15 protein-coding genes are annotated in these 16923 nt (G+C 72.3%); all 15 read right to left on the bottom strand.

The window, feature by feature from the left end; genetic code table 11:
- Positions 1–18: 18 nt before the first annotated feature.
- The 15 genes from ACIQVI_RS11475 to rsmH all read right to left on the bottom strand — a co-directional run bounded on the left by ACIQVI_RS11475 (position 19) and on the right by rsmH (position 16666).
- Positions 19–309 (bottom strand): YggT family protein, encoded by a 291-nt coding sequence (locus tag ACIQVI_RS11475; RefSeq protein WP_017238790.1) that lies wholly within the window; start codon positions 307–309, stop codon positions 19–21.
- An 81-nt stretch (positions 310–390) separates the two neighbouring features.
- Positions 391–1011 carry a cell division protein SepF gene (locus ACIQVI_RS11470; RefSeq protein ID WP_121832120.1) on the bottom strand — a complete coding sequence of 207 codons (621 nt, stop codon included), beginning with the start codon at positions 1009–1011 and terminating at the stop codon, positions 391–393.
- A 122-nt stretch (positions 1012–1133) separates the two neighbouring features.
- Positions 1134–1853: a YggS family pyridoxal phosphate-dependent enzyme gene (locus ACIQVI_RS11465; RefSeq protein WP_403594007.1), complete on the bottom strand. Its 720-nt coding sequence runs from the start codon at positions 1851–1853 to the stop codon at positions 1134–1136.
- Positions 1853–2629 carry a peptidoglycan editing factor PgeF gene (gene pgeF, locus ACIQVI_RS11460; RefSeq protein ID WP_403594004.1) on the bottom strand — a complete coding sequence of 259 codons (777 nt, stop codon included), beginning with the start codon at positions 2627–2629 and terminating at the stop codon, positions 1853–1855. Before pgeF ends, ACIQVI_RS11465 begins: the two co-directional genes overlap by 1 nt.
- A complete protein-coding gene (ftsZ, locus tag ACIQVI_RS11455; protein WP_351973850.1) occupies positions 2626–3843 on the bottom strand; it encodes a cell division protein FtsZ in 1218 nt (405 codons plus the stop codon). The genes pgeF and ftsZ overlap by 4 nt, the downstream gene beginning before the upstream one ends.
- Positions 3844–4121: 278 nt before the next feature.
- The gene (locus tag ACIQVI_RS11450; RefSeq protein ID WP_403594001.1) at positions 4122–4925 is read right to left on the bottom strand and encodes a cell division protein FtsQ/DivIB; all 804 of its coding nucleotides are present in this window, start codon (positions 4923–4925) and stop codon (positions 4122–4124) included.
- Positions 4926–4959: 34 nt separating this feature from the next.
- On the bottom strand, positions 4960–6054 hold the full coding sequence (gene murG / locus ACIQVI_RS11445) for an undecaprenyldiphospho-muramoylpentapeptide beta-N-acetylglucosaminyltransferase (RefSeq protein WP_403593999.1): 1095 nt from the start codon (positions 6052–6054) through the stop codon (positions 4960–4962).
- Positions 6055–6060: 6 nt separating this feature from the next.
- Positions 6061–7401 (bottom strand): putative lipid II flippase FtsW, encoded by a 1341-nt coding sequence (gene ftsW, locus ACIQVI_RS11440; RefSeq protein ID WP_351974161.1) that lies wholly within the window; start codon positions 7399–7401, stop codon positions 6061–6063.
- A gap of 55 nt (positions 7402–7456) precedes the next feature.
- Positions 7457–8896, bottom strand: a complete 1440-nt coding sequence (gene murD, locus ACIQVI_RS11435) for a UDP-N-acetylmuramoyl-L-alanine--D-glutamate ligase (RefSeq protein ID WP_403593995.1) — start codon at positions 8894–8896, stop codon at positions 7457–7459.
- Positions 8878–9948, bottom strand: a complete 1071-nt coding sequence (gene mraY / locus ACIQVI_RS11430) for a phospho-N-acetylmuramoyl-pentapeptide-transferase (RefSeq protein WP_121832102.1) — start codon at positions 9946–9948, stop codon at positions 8878–8880. The genes murD and mraY overlap by 19 nt, the downstream gene beginning before the upstream one ends.
- The gene (gene murF, locus ACIQVI_RS11425) at positions 9945–11369 is read right to left on the bottom strand and encodes a UDP-N-acetylmuramoyl-tripeptide--D-alanyl-D-alanine ligase (protein WP_351972576.1); all 1425 of its coding nucleotides are present in this window, start codon (positions 11367–11369) and stop codon (positions 9945–9947) included. The genes mraY and murF overlap by 4 nt, the downstream gene beginning before the upstream one ends.
- A 4-nt stretch (positions 11370–11373) precedes the next feature.
- A complete protein-coding gene (locus ACIQVI_RS11420) occupies positions 11374–13065 on the bottom strand; it encodes a UDP-N-acetylmuramoyl-L-alanyl-D-glutamate--2,6-diaminopimelate ligase (RefSeq protein WP_403593991.1) in 1692 nt (563 codons plus the stop codon).
- A gap of 16 nt (positions 13066–13081) precedes the next feature.
- Positions 13082–15073, bottom strand: a complete 1992-nt coding sequence (locus ACIQVI_RS11415) for a penicillin-binding protein 2 (protein WP_351972574.1) — start codon at positions 15071–15073, stop codon at positions 13082–13084.
- A gap of 7 nt (positions 15074–15080) precedes the next feature.
- The gene (locus tag ACIQVI_RS11410; protein ID WP_403593988.1) at positions 15081–15713 is read right to left on the bottom strand and encodes a septum formation initiator family protein; all 633 of its coding nucleotides are present in this window, start codon (positions 15711–15713) and stop codon (positions 15081–15083) included.
- Positions 15710–16666, bottom strand: a complete 957-nt coding sequence (rsmH, locus tag ACIQVI_RS11405) for a 16S rRNA (cytosine(1402)-N(4))-methyltransferase RsmH (RefSeq protein ID WP_351972572.1) — start codon at positions 16664–16666, stop codon at positions 15710–15712. The genes ACIQVI_RS11410 and rsmH overlap by 4 nt, the downstream gene beginning before the upstream one ends.
- Between the last annotated feature and the right edge of the window lie 257 nt (positions 16667–16923).

The raw sequence follows: 16923 nt of genomic DNA, 5'->3' as shown, positions 1-16923 counted from the left end.
CGTCCACATGCACCTCACTCACCTCGCGAAACTGCTCACGATGGAGATCAGGATGTACACGATGATCATCAGAACGAAGAAGGACAGGTCGAGTGCCACGCCCCCGAGACGCAGCGGCGGGATGAGCCGCCGCAGAAGCTTGAGCGGTGGATCGGTGACAGTGTAGGTGGCCTCAAGGACGACCACCATCGCCTTACCGGGTTGCCATGAACGGGCGAACTGGAAGACGTAGTCCATGACAAGCCGGACGATCAGGAGGACGAGGAAGCACATCAGCACGATGTAGACCACCTGTAGTGCGACGCCCATCCCGCGTTTCCCTCTCCCCTGGCTTGCGTGCTCTCGCTCGTCCGGCCGCCCTCGCGACCGGTCCGTCCGGTTCCTGTGTTCTCAGCTCTGGTTGAAGAATCCGCCCTCTGCGATCCGGGCCTTGTCCTCCGCCGTGACATCGACGTTAGCAGGCGACAACAGGAACACCTTCTGCGTCACGCGCTCAATGCTGCCATGGAGCCCGAAGACGAGTCCGGCGGCGAAGTCGACAAGTCGCTTCGCGTCCGTGTCGTCCATCTCCGTGAGGTTCATGATCACCGGGGTGCCCTCACGGAAGTGTTCCCCGATGGTACGGGCCTCGTTGTAGGTCCGGGGGTGCAGCGTGGTGATGCGGTAGGGCTCCCGCTCGGACACGACCTTGGGCATGATCACCGGTGCGTTCTTCTCCAGGCTCGGGCGTTCGGGTGTGATGGATGCCACGGGGGCAATTCGGGCCGGACGTCCGCTTTCGGCGAGTACCGGGACGGAATGGGCGACGGGCTCCCGGGGGGCCGGGGGCTTCACCACCCGCACCGGCTCCTCGTGCTCCACCTGGCGCGGGGGGGCGTGACGCCGGTCGCGCTCGGGCTCCGGCTCCAGCTCGGGTTCGAAGTCGTCGTCGGGGTCGAAGCCCCGGCCGTCGTACCCATCGTCCTCCACGAGGCCGAGGTAGACCGCCATCTTGCGCATCGCGCCGGCCATTCTCCGATTCCTCCGCTCTGTGGTGGATCGGCCTTGTCACCAAGTGCCGGCGATCCACGGGTCGTCCCGCCGTTCTGCGGAATGACCATATTTTCTGCTGTGGTCCGACTTGCTTCGCGACGTTACCCGAGCTTCGGGCGGACTCCGAGTACCGCCGTACCGACGCGTACGTGTGTCGCCCCGGCGGCGACGGCCTCTTCGAGGTCTCCGCTCATCCCTGCCGACACCATGTTCGCAGCCGGACGGGTCGCGCGCAGGGCAGTCGACAAATCCATCAGCCGGTCGAAGGCCGCCCGGGGTTCGCCCGCGTACGGCCCGGCGAGCGGGGCGACCGTCATCAGGCCGCCGAGCCGCAGGCCGGGGGCGGCGTCCACGGCCGCCGCCAACTCCTCGATCCCGTCCGGCGCGACGCCGCCGCGGTCGCCCCGCTCGCCGGACTCCGCGTCGAGCGCGACCTGGATCAGGCAGCCGAGTTCGCGCCCCTCCCTCACCGCGGCGGCGGAAAGGGCGGAGACGAGCTTCGAACGGTCGACGGACTGCACCACATCGGCATAACCCGTCACCGACTTGACCTTGTTCGTCTGCAACTGGCCCACGAAGTGCCAGGTGAGGTCGAGATCGGCACAGGCGGCCGCCTTGGGCGCGGCGTCCTGGTCCCGGTTCTCGGCGACGTGCCGAACGCCCAGGCCGTGGAGGATTCGCACGTCGCTCGCGGGGTAGGTCTTGGTGACCACGATCAGGGTCACCTCCTCGCGCGCGCGTCCTGCGGCGGCGCAGGCGGTGGCGATGCGCGCCTCCACCCGGGCCAGGTTCTCGGCGAGTTCCGCCGTGCGGTCCGTCATCAGCTCTTTCCTGCCGGGGATCCGGAGCCCGCGCCCCGGGCGGACTCGGCGTCCAGCCAGACATATCCCGCGAGTCGCCCCGTGGTGCGGTCGCGGCGGTACGAGTAGTGGTCGCGGGACTCCAGGGTGCAGATCCCGGCGTCCACCACGTCCCGGACCCCGAGCCGTTCGAGCTGCGCGCGCACTCCGGCGGCGACGTCGACGGCGGGGGTCCCCCAGGAGGTCTCCGCGGCGGCGGCCGGTTCGACGGCCGCGACCTCGTCGCGCATCGCCTCCGGCACCTCGTAGCACCGTCCGCAGACGGACGGTCCGGTGCGGGCGACGATCCGGGCGGGGTCGGCGCCGAGGCCGGTCATGGCCTCCACGGCGGCCGGGACGACCCCGGCGACCATGCCGGGCCGTCCGGCGTGGGCGGCGGCCACGACCCCGGCGACGGGGTCGGCGAGCAGGACCGGGACGCAGTCGGCGGTGAGGACGGCGAGGGCGAGCCCGCGCCGGGTGGTGACGAGCGCGTCGACGGACGGGATCTCCGCGTCCCCCCAGGGGCCTTCGACCTCGGCCACGTCCGCGCCGTGCACCTGGTTCATCCAGACCGTCCGCGCCGGGTCGAGCCCGAGGGCCCCGGCGGCGAGCGCCCGGTTGGCGAGCACGGCCCCGGGGTCGTCGCCCACCGCGCCGCCGAGGTTGAGCTCCTCGTACGGAACGGCGCTCACTCCGCCCCACCGGTCGGTGAAGGCGAAGTGCGCGCCGTTCGCGTCGAAGCGCCGTCCTATCACTTCAGGAAGTCCGGGACGTCCAGCTCCTCGGCCTGGCTGTCCGCGTACGGACGGGCCGGGGGGACCACCGGCGGGGCCGGGGTCAGCGGGGTCTCGTTGACGGCCGGGGCGACGGGCTCGGCCGGCGCGGGGGCCGGGTCCTCGCGCGGGGTCACCGTGCCGAGGCCGCCCAGCGGGCGGGAGGTCTCGGCGGCGCGGGGCGCCGGGGCGGGCTCCTCGCGCTTGGCGGAGACCGAGCCGATGATGTTGTCCCGGCGGGCCGGCGGCTGGCCGCCGTCGAAGCCGGCCGCGATGACGGTGACCCGGACCTCGTCGCCGAGGGCGTCGTCGATGACGGCGCCGAAGATGATGTTGGCCTCGGGGTGGGCCGCCTCGCTGACCAGCTGCGCGGCCTCGTTGATCTCGAAGAGGCCGAGGTCGCTGCCGCCGGAGATGGAGAGCAGCACGCCGCGGGCGCCGTCGATGGAGGCCTCCAGGAGCGGCGAGGAGATCGCCATCTCCGCGGCGGCCACCGCGCGGTCGTCACCGCGGGCGGAGCCGATGCCCATGAGCGCCGAACCGGCCTCGGACATGACCGACTTGACGTCGGCGAAGTCGAGGTTGATCAGGCCCGGGGTGGTGATGAGGTCGGTGATGCCCTGGACACCGCTCAGGAGGACCTGGTCGGCCGACTTGAAGGCGTCGAGCACGGACACCTGGCGGTCCGAGATCGAGAGCAGCCGGTCGTTGGGGATGACGATGAGGGTGTCGACCTCTTCGCGGAGCTCGGCGATGCCGTCCTCCGCCTGGTTGGCGCGACGGCGTCCCTCGAAGGTGAACGGCCGGGTGACCACACCGATCGTGAGGGCGCCGAGCGAGCGCGCGATGTTGGCGACGACGGGGGCGCCGCCGGTGCCGGTGCCGCCGCCTTCGCCGGCGGTGACGAAGACCATGTCGGCCCCCTTGAGGACCTCCTCGATCTCCTCGCGGTGGTCCTCTGCCGCCTTGCGACCGACGGCCGGGTTCGCCCCGGCCCCGAGGCCGCGGGTGAGTTCACGGCCGACGTCGAGCTTGACGTCGGCGTCGCTCATCAACAGCGCTTGCGCGTCGGTGTTGATCGCGATGAACTCGACGCCCTTGAGACCGACCTCGATCATTCGGTTGATGGCATTGACACCACCGCCGCCGACACCGATGACCTTGATGACTGCGAGGTAGTTCTGCGGTGCTGCCACGTCGAAGGCCTCTCGCCTCGAGTTACGTGTCGCCACCGCGCGGTTGGCCGCGCTGCGACGACGGATGCCGATTGGGACGGTCCGAAACGCCGACCCAAACCCTAACGTTGAAGTTTAGGGTTACCAGTGTCTCTGTTCGCTGGACTCTTCCGAACAGGACACTAAGTCGACAAGCGGCGCACGTTCAACGAACACGCCGAACCTCCCGTTTTTCTTTTCACCCTATGTGATCACCCGTAGCGGTGGCCAACCAGGGTGCTGGCCAGCGACGATGCCCGTCAACTCCCCGACGAGGCGGGGGCCGTGGGAGCACTTACGTCGAAGTGCCCCGCTTTGGGAGTGGCCTTCATCAGGGCGGTGAGGACCCGGGCCTTGGCCGGGCCGTGCTCGCCGCTCCCCCAGAAGACCGTGCGGCCGCCGGTCAGCTCCAGGGTGACGGAGTCGTACGAGGCGACGCGGACGACACGGGTGTTCCGGGCGATTTCCGCCGGGAGTTCACCCCGGACGCGCACCGCCTCCCGGAGCAGCCGGTCCGCGCCGAAGCGGCGGAGGCTCGGGGAGGAGGCGGCGTCGAGGACCAGCAGGGGGACGCCCCGGGGGGCGGTGGCGACGGTGGCGAACCGGGCGCCGGTCATGTCCACTTCGGTGAACTTTCCGCCCTTTTCGATGAGCAGGACCGGCTTCCGTTCCGTCACCTTCAGATCGATTCCGTGCGGCCAGGACCGCTCGACCTGGATCGACTCGATCCGGGGCAGGAGCAGCCGGGCCCGGGCCGCGATCGCGTCGGTGTCGACGGAGGCGAGCGGGGCGCCGGCCGGGACGGCGGCGGCCTTCTCGACCTCGGCCGGGGTCAGGACCCGGGTGCCGGAAGTCTTCACACGTTCCACACGGAACCAGTCGGAGCCGTAGAGCGCCCAGACCGTGCCGGCGGCGGCCGCGGCGAGGCCGAGCGCGGAGAACAGCACCCGGGGCGCGGGCGCCCGGAACCTTCGATTCCGGGCGCCCGGCCGGGACGGACCGTCCGGCGACCCCTTCGACCCGCGTGCGCCGCTCTTCTCGGCGGTCGTCGGTGCGGTTGCCACCCGGCGCCTCCTGCCTTCCGTCCGGAGCGCCGCGCTACGCCTGGCGGCGGGCGGCGATCGCCTCGTACACCATGCCGACGAGCAGGTCGTCGGCGTCCCTGCGGCCGAACTCGGCGGCGGCGCGGGACATCTCGTACAACCGGTGCGGATCGGCCAGTACGGGCAGGACGTTGCCCTGCACCCACTGCGGCGTCAGCTCCGCGTCGTCGACGAGGAGCCCGCCGCCGGCCTTGACCACCGGCTGGGCGTTGAGCCGCTGTTCGCCGTTGCCGATGGGCAGCGGGACGTACGCGGCGGGCAGTCCGACGGCGGAGAGCTCGGCGACGGTCATCGCGCCCGCGCGGCAGAGCATCATGTCGGCCGCGGCGTACGCGAGATCCATCCGGTCCACGTACGGTACCGGTACGTAGGGCGGCATACCGGGCATGTTGTCGACGCGCGGCATTTCGTTCTTCGGGCCGACCGCGTGCAGGATCTGGATGCCGGAGCGCTGGAGCACCGGGGCGATCTGCTGGATCACCTCGTTGAGCCGCCGGGCGCCCTGCGAGCCGCCCGAGACGAGCAGCGTCGGCAGGTTCGGGTCGAGCCCGAACGCGGCGCGCGCCTCGGGGCGCACCCGGGCCCGGTCGAGGGTCGCGATGGTGTGCCGCAGCGGGATGCCGATGTAGCGGGCGTTGCGGAGCTTGCTGTCCGGGGTGGCGACGGCGACCCCGGCCGCGTACCGCGAGCCGATCTTGTTGGCCAGGCCGGGCCGGGCGTTGGCCTCGTGGACCACGATGGGCACGCCGAGCCGCTTGGCGGCCAGGTAGCCGGGCAGCGCCACGTAGCCGCCGAAGCCGACCACGCAGTCCGCCTTGGTGCGCTCCAGGACCTGCTCGGCCGCCTTGATCGTGCCGCGCAGCCGTCCGGGGACGGTGATCAGCTCGGGGGTGGGCTTGCGGGGCAGCGGTACGGCGGGGATGAGCGCCAGTTCGTAGCCCCGCTCGGGCACGAGCCGGGTCTCCAGACCCTTCTCCGTGCCGAGCGCCGTGATCCCCGTGCTGGGGTCCTGCCTGCGCAGGGCGTCCGCGAGGGCGAGCGCGGGCTCGATGTGGCCGGCGGTCCCCCCACCGGCGAGTACGACATGCACCGAAATTCACCGCTCTCCGGACGGGCGCTTCTTGACGCGCCGTCGCATCGACTTCCATCTCTTCCCGACCCGCTTGCCCCAGCCGGGGCGCCGCATGGCCAGGGCCGCTTTCGCGGCGGGTTCCTGTCGCGCGAAGGCGATGAGGAGCCCGACGGCGAACATGGTCGGCAGCAGGGCCGACCCTCCGTAGGAGAACAGCGGGAGCGGGACACCGGCGATCGGCAGCAGGCCGAGCACCGCACCGATGTTGATCACGGCCTGGGCCGTGATCCAGGTGGTCACACCTCCCGCGGCGAACCTCACGAAGGGGTCCTCCGTGCCTCCGGCCACGCGGATACCCGCATAGCCTAGAGCCGCGAACAGGGCGAGTACCGACAGCGTCCCCGCGAGGCCCAGTTCCTCACCGGTGACCGCGAAGATGAAGTCCGTGTGGGCTTCGGGGAGTTGGCCCCATTTCTCCACGCTCGCACCGAGTCCGGATCCGAACCATCCGCCCGACGCCAGAGCATAGATTCCGTGCGCGGCCTGGAGGCAGGGGGCCCCCTCGCCACCCGGGTCGGAGGCGCCGATGCACTGGAAGCGGTCCATCCGGTGCGGGCTCGTCTTGATGAGCAGCGCCCCGAGGGCGCCCGCCACGGCGAGCACGCCGACGAAGAGCCGGGTGGGCGCCCCGGCCGTCCACAGCAGGCCGAAGAGGATCGTCGTGAGGATGATCGCGGTGCCCATGTCCCCGCCGAGCATGATGAGCCCGAGCAGCATGAAGGCCACCGGGACCAGCGGCACCAGCATGTGCTTCCACTGGGAGAGCAGCTTCACGTCCTGCTTGCGGGCGAGCAGGTCGGCCCCCCACAGGATCAGCGCCAGCTTGCCGAACTCGCTGGGCTGGAGCATGAACGGGCCGCCCAGCGAGATCCAGTTCTGGTTGCCGCCGATGTTGTGCCCTATGCCGGGAATCTGCACGAGGACCATCAGGAAGACCGCGCCGACCAGGATCGGGTAGGCGAGCGCCCGGTGCAGCTTCACCGGCATCCGGGAGGCGGCCAGGAGCAGTCCGGTGCCGAGGAGCGCGGCGAAGAACTGCTTCCGGAAGAAGTACGAGGGCACCAGCTCGTAGCGGAGCGCGGTGATCATCGAGGCGGAGTAGACCATCACGAGCCCGAGGGCGGTGATGAGCATCCCCGCGCCGATGATCACGTAGTACGCCGTGAGAGGGCGGTCCCAGGCCTTCCTGGCCCGCTCGTGGAGTCCCCGGACCCCGCCGCCGCGCGGCCGCCGCGGGGTCGCGGGAGCCCGCCCCCCGCCGCGTGCGGCGGAGGGCCGGCGCGTCCCCGCGATCTTGCTCGGCATGGTCGCCGTCCCCTCCGGTCGTGTCCGGTGCGGCCGGACCCTCCCACTGGTCGGGTCAGGCGTCCCCGGTGGCGGCGAGGGCGCGGACCGCGTCCGCGAAGGCATCGCCGCGCTCGTTGTAGTTGGTGAACATGTCCATGGAGGCGCAGGCGGGGGCGAGCAGGACCGTGTCCCCCGGGCGGGCGAGCCGGGCCGCCTCGCGGACCGCCTCGGACATCGCCCCAGTGTCGGTCCGGTCGAGGTCGACCACCGGGACCTCCGGGGCGTGTCGCGTCAGGGCTTCGCGGATCAGGGCCCGGTCGGCGCCGATCAGGACGGCCCCGCGCAGCCGCTTCGCGGACTTCAGGACGAGCTCGTCGAAGGTCGCGCCCTTGGCGAGGCCGCCGGCGATCCAGACGATCGGGTCGTAGGCCGCCAACGAGGCTTCCGCCGCGTGGGTGTTGGTGGCCTTGGAGTCGTCGACGTACGTGACTCCCCCGACCTCCTCGACCGGCTCGATGCGGTGCGGGTCGGGCCGGAAGGCCTTCAGGCCGTCCCGTACGGCCTTGGCGTCGACGCCGAAGGCGCGGGCCAGGGCGGCGGCCGCCAGGGCGTTGGCGATGTTGTGCGGGGCCGGGGGCCTCACGTCGGAGACCTCGGCGAGCTCCTGGGCGTTCTCCCGCCGGTTCTCGACGAAGGCCCGGTCGACGAGGAGGCCCTCGACGACGCCCAGTTCGGAGGGGCCGGGGGTGCCGAGGGTGAAGCCGATGGCCCGGCAGCCCTCCTCGACGTCGGCCTCGCGGACCAGGCCCTCGGTCGCCTTGTCGGCGACGTTGTACACGCAGGCGACCCGGTTGCCCTCGTAGATCCGGCCCTTGTCGGCGGCGTACGCCTCCATGGAGCCGTGCCAGTCGAGGTGGTCGGGCGCCAGGTTGAGGACGGCGGCCGAGTGGACGCGGACCGAGGGCGCCCAGTGGAGCTGGTAGCTGGAGAGCTCGACGGCGAGCACGTCGTACTCCCGCTCGCCGAGGACGGCGTCGAGGAGCGAGACGCCGATGTTGCCGACGGCGGCGGTCCGCAGGCCGGCCGCCTCCAGGATCGAGGCGAGCATCCGCACGGTCGTGGTCTTGCCGTTGGTGCCGGTGACCGCGAGCCAGGGGGCGGCTCCGGGGCCCCGGAGCCGCCAGGCCAGCTCGACGTCGCCCCAGACCTCCACGCCCGCCTCGGCGGCGGCCGCGAAGAGGGGCTTGTCGGGGCGCCAGCCGGGGGCGGTGACGATCAGCTCGGTGCCGGTCGGCAGGGTGTCCCCGTCGCCGAGGCGGACGGTGATCCCCTCGGCCTCCAGTTCGGCCGCCTGGGCCCGGGAGCGCTCGTCGTCGCCGTCGTTGACGACGGTCACGAGGGCGCCCAGGCCGTGCAGGACACGGGCGGCCGGGATGCCGGAGACGCCGAGTCCCGCGACGGTGACCTTCTTGCCGTTCCAGTCGAGCCGTTCCGTCACTTGTCCGCTGCCCATCCCGCGTAGAAGAGGCCCAGGCCCACGATCACGCACATGCCCTGGATGATCCAGAACCGGACGACGACCAGGACCTCGGACCACCCCTTGAGTTCGAAGTGGTGCTGGAGGGGGGCCATCCGGAAGACGCGCTTGCCGGTCATCTTGAACGAGCCGACCTGGATGACCACGGACATCGTGATCAGCACGAACAGGCCGCCGAGCAGCGCGAGGAGGAGCTCCGTGCGGGAGCAGATGGCGAGGCCGGCGAGGGCGCCGCCGAGGGCGAGCGAGCCGGTGTCGCCCATGAAGATCTTGGCGGGCGAGGTGTTCCACCACAGGAAGCCGAAGCAGGCTCCCATCAGGGCGGAGGCCACGACCGCGAGGTCCAGCGGGTCGCGGACCTCGAAGCAGGCGTTGGGGTTGGTGAGGGTCAGCGCGTTGGCACAGGACTCCTGGAACTGCCAGAGCCCGATGAAGGTGTACGCGCCGAAGACCATCACGGAGGCGCCGGTGGCCAGGCCGTCCAGACCGTCCGTCAGGTTCACGCCGTTGGACATGGCCAGGATCATGAAGAGCGCCCAGACCACGAAGAGCACCGGGCCGATGGTCCAGCCGAAGTCCGTGATGAAGGAGAGCTTCTCGGAGGCCGGGGTGAGTCCGCGCGAGTCGGAGAACTGGAGCGCGAGCACCGCGAAGGCGATGCCCACGATCAGCTGTCCGGCCATCTTCGCCTTCGCCCGCAGACCGAGCGACCGCTGCTTGACGATCTTGATGTAGTCGTCGAGGAAGCCGACCAGGCCCATGCCCGCCATCAGGAAGAGGACGAGCAGGCCGGAGTACGAGACGGGTTCGCCCGTGATGACTTTGGCCAGCGCGTACGCGATGAGCGTGGCCAGGATGAAGGAGATGCCGCCCATGGTGGGCGTGCCCTTCTTCCCGGCGTGGCCGCGCGGGCCGTCGTCCCGGATGAACTGCCCGTACCCCTTGCGCGCGAGCAGCTTGATGAGCAGCGGGGTGCCGATCAGGGTCAGGAAGAGCCCGATGGCCCCCGCGAAGAGGATCTGCCTCATCGGCCGGTGACCTCGCCCTCGGTGTCGAGGAGAGCCAGGGCGACCTGTTCGAGACCGACCGACCTGGAAGCCTTCACAAGGACGACGTCCCCCGGGCGCAGCTCACTGCGCAACAGGTCGACCGCCGCCTGCGCGTCGGACACGTGCACCGACTCCTCACCCCACGAACCCTCGTTATATGCGCCCAGCCGCAGCCAGGACGCTTCCCTGTCCCCGACCGCCACGAGCTTGCTGACGTTGAGCCGGACGGCGAGCCGTCCGACCGCGTCGTGCTCGACGAGCGATGCGTCCCCGAGCTCGGCCATCTTGCCGAGCACCGCCCACGTACGAGCCCCTCGGGCCCGTGCGGCCCCGCCCATGGCCGCGAGCGCGCGCAGGGCGGCTCGCATGGACTCGGGATTCGCGTTGTAGGCGTCGTTGACGATCGTCACGCCGTCCGGACGCTCGGTGACCTCCATGCGCCAGCGCGACAGGGAGCCGGCCTCGGAGAGCGCGGTGGCGATCTCTTCGACAGGCATACCCAGCTCGTGCGCGACGGCGGCCGCGGCGAGCGCGTTCGACACGTGGTGCTCACCGTACAGGCGCAAGGTCACGTCGCTGCACCCGGTGGGTGTGTGAAGGCGGAAAGAGGGCCTCCCGGTCTCGGTGAGGTGGACGTTCTCGGCACGTACGGCCGCTTCGTCCGCTTCTCCGAACAGGGTCACGCGGGCCTTGGTGCGGTCGGCCATCGCGCGCACGAGGGGGTCGTCGGCGTTGAGGACCGCCACTCCCCCCTCGGCCTCGGTGGGAAGCGACTCGACCATCTCGCCCTTCGCCAGGGCGATCTGCTCCCGGCCGCCGAACTCGCCGATGTGGGCGGAGCCCACGTTGAGGACGAGGCCGATGCGGGGCGGGGTGAGGGTGGTGAGGTAGCGGATGTGGCCGATGCCGCGCGCGCCCATCTCCAGGACCAGGTGCCGGGTCTCGTCGGTCGCGCGGAGCGCCGTGAGGGGCAGGCCGATCTCGTTGTTGAGCGAGCCGGGCGTCCACACGGTGGGGGCGTGCCGCTCCAGGACCTGGGCGATCAGGTCCTTGGTGGAGGTCTTGCCCGCCGATCCGGTGAGGGCGACGACGTCGGTGCCGAGGCGTTCGACGACGGCGCGGGCGAGGGCCCCGAGGGCGGTCTGGACGTCGTCCACGACGATCGCGGGCACGCCGACGGGGCGGGCGGCGAGGACGGCCGTCGCACCCGCCTCGACGGCGCGCGCCGCGTAGTCGTGGCCGTCGACGCGCTCACCGGCGAAGGCGGCGAAGAGGCTGCCGTCCCGCACCTCGCGGGAGTCGATGACGACGGGCCCGGTGATCCGGGCGGCCGGATCCGGTATGTCGTGCGCCTGCCCGCCGACGATTTCGGCGATCTCGGCGAGGGAGAGGGCGATCACTGCTTCATCCCTGACTGTTCTGGTGGCTGGCTTCGGCACTGCCGCCCGACGGGGCGGTCCCGGCCTGCTGTTCGAGGAGCGCGGCGCGCAGGACCTCGCGGTCGTCGAAGGGGCGGACGGCCCCGGCGATCTCCTGGCCCTGTTCGTGTCCCTTGCCCGCGACCAGGACGGTGTCGCCGGGCCGGGCGCGGGTGACGGCCGCGGTGATGGCGGCGGCGCGGTCGGCGAGGACGAGCACCTCGCCGCGCTCGGCGGCGGGGACGTCGGCGGCGCCCGCGAGCATGGCGGTGAGGATGGCGAGGGGGTCCTCGGAGCGGGGGTTGTCCGAGGTCAGGACGGCGGTGTCGGCGAGCCGGGCGGCGGCGGCGCCCATCGGGCCGCGCTTGGTGACGTCCCGGTCGCCGCCGCAGCCGATGACCACGTGCAGCCGGCCCTCGGTGACCTCGCGCAGGGAGCGCAGGACCGATTCGACGGCGTCCGTCTTGTGCGCGTAGTCGACGACCGCGAGGTACGGCTGGCCGGCGTCGACGCGCTCCAGCCGGCCGGGGACGCCGGGGACGGCGGCGACGCCCTCGGCGGCGGCCTTCGGGTCGAGGCCGGCGGCGGCGAGGGTGACGATCGCGGCGAGGGTGTTGGCGACGTTGAACGGGCCGGGCAGCGGGGCGGTGGCGGCGATCCGCTCGCCCCCGGGGCCGACGACGGTGAACGTCGAGTCGTGGGAGCCCAGGACGAGGTCCTCGGCGCGCCAGTCGGCGTCGGCGCGGCCCTCGGCGGAGAAGGTGACGACCGGGACCCCGGCCTCCTTCGCGAGCCTGCGGCCGTACGCGTCGTCGAGGTTGACCACGCCCAGGCGGCTGCGCTCCGGGGTGAAGAGCCCGGCCTTGGCCCGGAAGTAGTCCTCCATGTCGGAGTGGAACTCCATGTGCTCCGGGCTGAGGTTGTTGAAGACGGCGACGTCGAAGACGCAGCCGTCGACCCGGCCGAGCACGAGGGCGTGGCTGGAGACCTCCATGGCGACGGCCTCGACGCCCCGCTCGCGCATGACGGCGAAGAGGGCCTGGAGGTCGGTGGCCTCGGGGGTGGTGCGCTCGGACTTGATGCGCTCGTCGCCGATCCGCATCTCGACGGTGCCGACGAGTCCGGTGCTCCGTCCGGCGCCCCGCAGGCCGCCCTCGACCAGGTAGGCGGTGGTGGTCTTGCCGGAGGTGCCGGTGATGCCGATCTTCAGCAGGTCGGCGCCGGGCCTTCCGTAGATCTCGGCGGCGAGTTCGCCCATCCGGGCGCGCGGGTCCCCGACGACCAGGACCGGCAGTCCGGTCGCGGCGGCGCGTTCGGCGCCCGCCGGGTCGGTGAGGATCGCGGCGGCGCCGAGTCCGGCGGCCTGGGCGACGAAGTCGGCGCCGTGGAGGCGGGCGCCGGGCAGGGCGGCGTACACGTCCCCGGGGCGCACGGCCCGGGAGTCGTGGGTGATGCCCGAGATCTCGGCGTCGCCCGGGGTGTCGGTCCCCAGGTGCGCGGCCAGGTCGCCCAGGGGTGTCGGGCGGACCCGCTCCGGCCGTGGCGGGGTGGTTCGGTACTGATCAGCGTGTGGCACGGCGGTGAGCGTACCGGGCCCACCCTGTGGGGGGCCAAAAGAGCCCGGGGCCTCGCCGGAGTTCGATTTCCGGTTCCCGGAATGGGGGGTGATCGTTGTCACTGGTGCTCCCGGAGTGTCACGGGGTGGGGTCGAAGACGACCGGCAGTCGGGCGGGGTCGCTGCCCGTGGGGGCGATGTGGAGGGTCTTGAGGGCGAACTCCATGACCTTCTTGTAGATGGGTCCGCAGATCTGGCCGCCGAAGTAGCTGCCCTTGGTGGGGTTCTGGATGGCGCAGTAGACGGTGATCCTCGGTTCGTCGGCGGGGGCGAAGCCGGCGAAGGAGGCGGTGTAGCCCTTGTAGCGGCCGAGTTCGGGGTCGACGCGGTTGGCGGTGCCGGTCTTGCCGGCGACGCGGTAGCCGGGGATCGCGGCGCGGGTGCCGGTGCCCTCCTGGTCGTCGACGACGGACTCCAGCATGGTGGCGAGGGTCTTGGCGGTCTTCTCGCTGACGACCCGGGACTCCTCGGGCCGGGGGGCCGGGGCGAAGCGCCCGTCGGGCCCCTTGGTGCCGCGCACGAGGGTGGGGGCGATCCGTACGCCTCCGTTGGCGATGGTCGAGTACACGGAGGCGGCCTGCATGGCGTTGACGGAGAGGCCCTGGCCGAAGGGGATCGTGTACTGCTGCGAGGTGGACCAGTCGCCGGGCTTGGCGAGGATGCCGGGGGTCTCCCCCGGGTAGCCGAGGCCGGTGGGGCTGCCGATGCCGAACTTGCGCAGGTAGGAGTGGAGCACCTGGTTGGACTCGGCCTGGGTGGCGCCGAGCCGGCCGGTGGCGAGGATGGTGCCGATGTTGCTGGACTTGGCGAGGACGCCGTTGAGCGTCAGGTACCAGGTGGGGTGGTCGACGTCGTCCTTGAAGAGCCGGTCGCCGCGGTGGAGCCGGTTGGGGACGGTGACGTGGGTGCCGGGGGCGGCCTTGCCCTCCTCCAGGACGGCGGCCATGGACATGACCTTGCTGGTGGAGCCGGGCTCGTAGGCGTCCTGGAGGGCGGCGTTGCCCATGGCGGCGGCGTTGGCGGCGGAGAGGTCGTTGGGGTCGAAGCCGGGGGCGTTGGCCAGGGCGAGGACCTCGCCGGTGCGGGTGTCCTGCACGATGACGTAGCCGCGGTCGGCCTTGGACTTCTTCACCTGCTCGGTGATGGCCTGCTGGGCGGCCCACTGGATGTCCCGGTCGATGGTCAGCTCGATGTTCGAGCCGGGGACGGCGGGGGTGCCCCGGGAGCCGGCGGTGGGCACCTGCCGGCCGCCGGACTGGGTGAAGCGGATCTTGCCGTCCTTGCCGGCCAGCTCCGGGTCCAGCATGGACTCCAGGCCGCCGGCTCCCCGGCCCTCGGCGTTCACGTAGCCCAGTATCCCGGCGGCGAGTTCGCCGTTCGGGTAGACGCGCTTGGTGCTGGGCTCGCTGAGGATGCCGCCGAGGAGGTTGATGCCGTTGCCCCCGGCGGAGGGCTGGGACTTCTGCCCGTAGACCTTCTTGAGGTCCTTGATCTGGTTCCACACCTGCGGGGTCTGCTTGCGGGCGAGCAGGGTGTAGCGGGACTTGGGGGTGCGGAGCTTCTTCGCGAGCTCGGCGGGCTGCTTGCCGAGGATCGGGGCGAGGAGGGCGGCCGCCTGCTCGGGGGCGTCCGCGACCTTGCTCTCGCCCGGGGTGAAGAGCTTGGGGTCGGCGGTGATGTCGTACGCGTCGACGCTGGCGGCGAGCGCGATCCCGTTGCGGTCGGTGATCTCGCCGCGCTCGGCTGAGAGCGTGTACTCCTGGAAGCGGTACTTGTCGGCCTTCGCGGCGTACGCGCTGGCGTCGACGGCCTGGACCTGGAGGAGCCGGACGACGAAGACCAGCATGACGAGGGTCAGGCCGAGGGAGACCAGGCGCAGCCGGGGGCGCGGGTTGCCGAGCCGGATGGTGCGGGGCCGGCGGGCCGGGGGCCGGGGCGCGGTCCGCCGGGGCGCCGGGCGCGGCGCGGGGCGGGCCGGGCGGGTCCCGCCGGAGGCCGCCTGGGCGGGCCGGGGGCGCGCGGGCCGGGCGGGGCCGGGGACGCGGCGGCGCGGGGGCTCCTTGGGGGGCACTGCTCGGTCACCTGCCGGAGGTCGTGGGAGCGGTCGCGGGCGGGGGAACGGTCGCGGGGGCGGTCGCCGTCGCGGGGGCGGTCCGCGCCGGGGCGGTGCCGGTGGGGTCCGTGGCGATGGGGTCCGTGGCGGTGCCGGCCTGCGCGCCGGGGCCGGTCGTGCCCGGGTCCGCCGCCGCGCCCGGGCCCGGTGGTGTCGTCGGCGGGGCCGTGGAGGCGGGCGGCGGGTCCGCCGGGGCGGAGGCCGTCGGCGTCGGGCTCGGCTTCGGCGGCGCGACCGCGACCGAGGGCTTGCCGAGCACCTTGCCGTCCGGGCCGAGGAAGGCGGGGCTGCCGCCGGGGACCATGCCGAGCTCGCGGGCCCGCCGCTCCAGGGCGTCGGGGGCCGCGTAGTCGTCCACGTCCCGCTGGAGCGCCTGCTCCTCGTCGGTGAGCTCGGTGGTCTCGTTCTTCAGCTCGTTCAGCCGGAAGGAGCCCTGGTTGAGCGCCGAGTTCAGCAGGAGCAGGCTGATCAGGCCGCCGCCGAGGAGCACGACCACGAGCAGGACGAAGGGGGTGCGGGCGGCCGTGCTGGGCCCCGACGGCATGAGCCGTCCGAGCCGCGCGGCCCGCCCTTTGAGGGGCCCCTTCGCCGTGCTCACAGGACGTCTTCCCGGATGCGCTCGACGCCCCGCAGCCGGGCCGGGGCGGCGCGCCGGTTCTCGGCGACCTCCTCCTCGGTGGGCAGTTCGGCGCCCCGGGTGAGCAGCTTCAGGCGGGGCTGGTACTTCTCGGGGACGACCGGCAGGCCGGGCGGGGCGGTGGTGGCCGCGCCGGCCGCGAAGACCTGCTTGACGATCCGGTCCTCCAGGGACTGGTACGAGAGGACGGCGACCCGGCCGCCGACGGCGAGGGCCTTCACGGCCGCCGGGATCGCCCTCTCGACGCTGTCGAGTTCGTGGTTGACCTCGATGCGCAGGGCCTGGAAGGTGCGCTTGGCCGGGTTGCCGCCGGTGCGCTTGGCGGCCTGGGGCAGGGCGTCGCGGATGAGCTCGACGAGCCGGGCGCTGGTGGTGAACGGCTCCTTGTCGCGCTCGCGCACGATCGCGGAGACGATCCGCTTGGCCTGCTTCTCCTCGCCGTACGCGCGCAGGATCCGGACCAGTTCGCCGGGCGGGTAGGTGTTGAGGACCTCGGCCGCGCCGATGCCGGTCGACTGGTCCATGCGCATGTCGAGCGGGGCGTCCTGGGCGTAGGCGAAGCCGCGGTCGGCCTCGTCCAGCTGCATGGAGGAGACGCCCAGGTCGAAGAGGACGCCGTCCACCGCCGGGATGCCGAGCCGGTCGAGGACCTCGGGCAGTTCGTCGTACACCGCGTGGACGAGGGTGGCCCGGTCGCCGTAGGGGGCGAGCCGTTCGCCGGAGAGCCGCAGGGCCTCCTTGTCCCGGTCGAGGGCGACGAGCCGCACCTCGGGGAACCTCTTGAGCAGGGCCTCGCTGTGGCCGCCGAGCCCCAGGGTGCAGTCGACGACGACCGCGCCGGGGCGCTCCAGGGCGGGGGCCAACATGTCCAGGCACCGCTGGAGCATCACCGGGACGTGTCGGTCGTTGCTCAATGCGCCCTCTCAATTCGGGCACGGGGGAACGTACCGCCGGGTCCCCGCCCGCTCGCTGGGGAGAAGCGGTCGTCCGGCGCCGGAAGGGCGCGTCGGCCGACCGGCGAGCGGGAGGAGGCCGAGCCGTAGGTACCGCCGCGCACACGGGGGAGAAACCGCGGAAATCGCTCGTTGTCTCCGTGAACTTCGCGTCACTTTAGTCCACCGGACCCGCCGGTCAATCAACCCGCTGGCGCGTCGCACGGCCCCGGCGGTCC

This window comes from Streptomyces sp. NPDC098101, from assembly GCF_044760185.1.
Lineage (GTDB): Bacteria > Actinomycetota > Actinomycetes > Streptomycetales > Streptomycetaceae > Streptomyces.
Note: the sequence above shows the minus strand (reverse complement) of the source record. Positions and strands in the feature narration are given on the sequence as shown.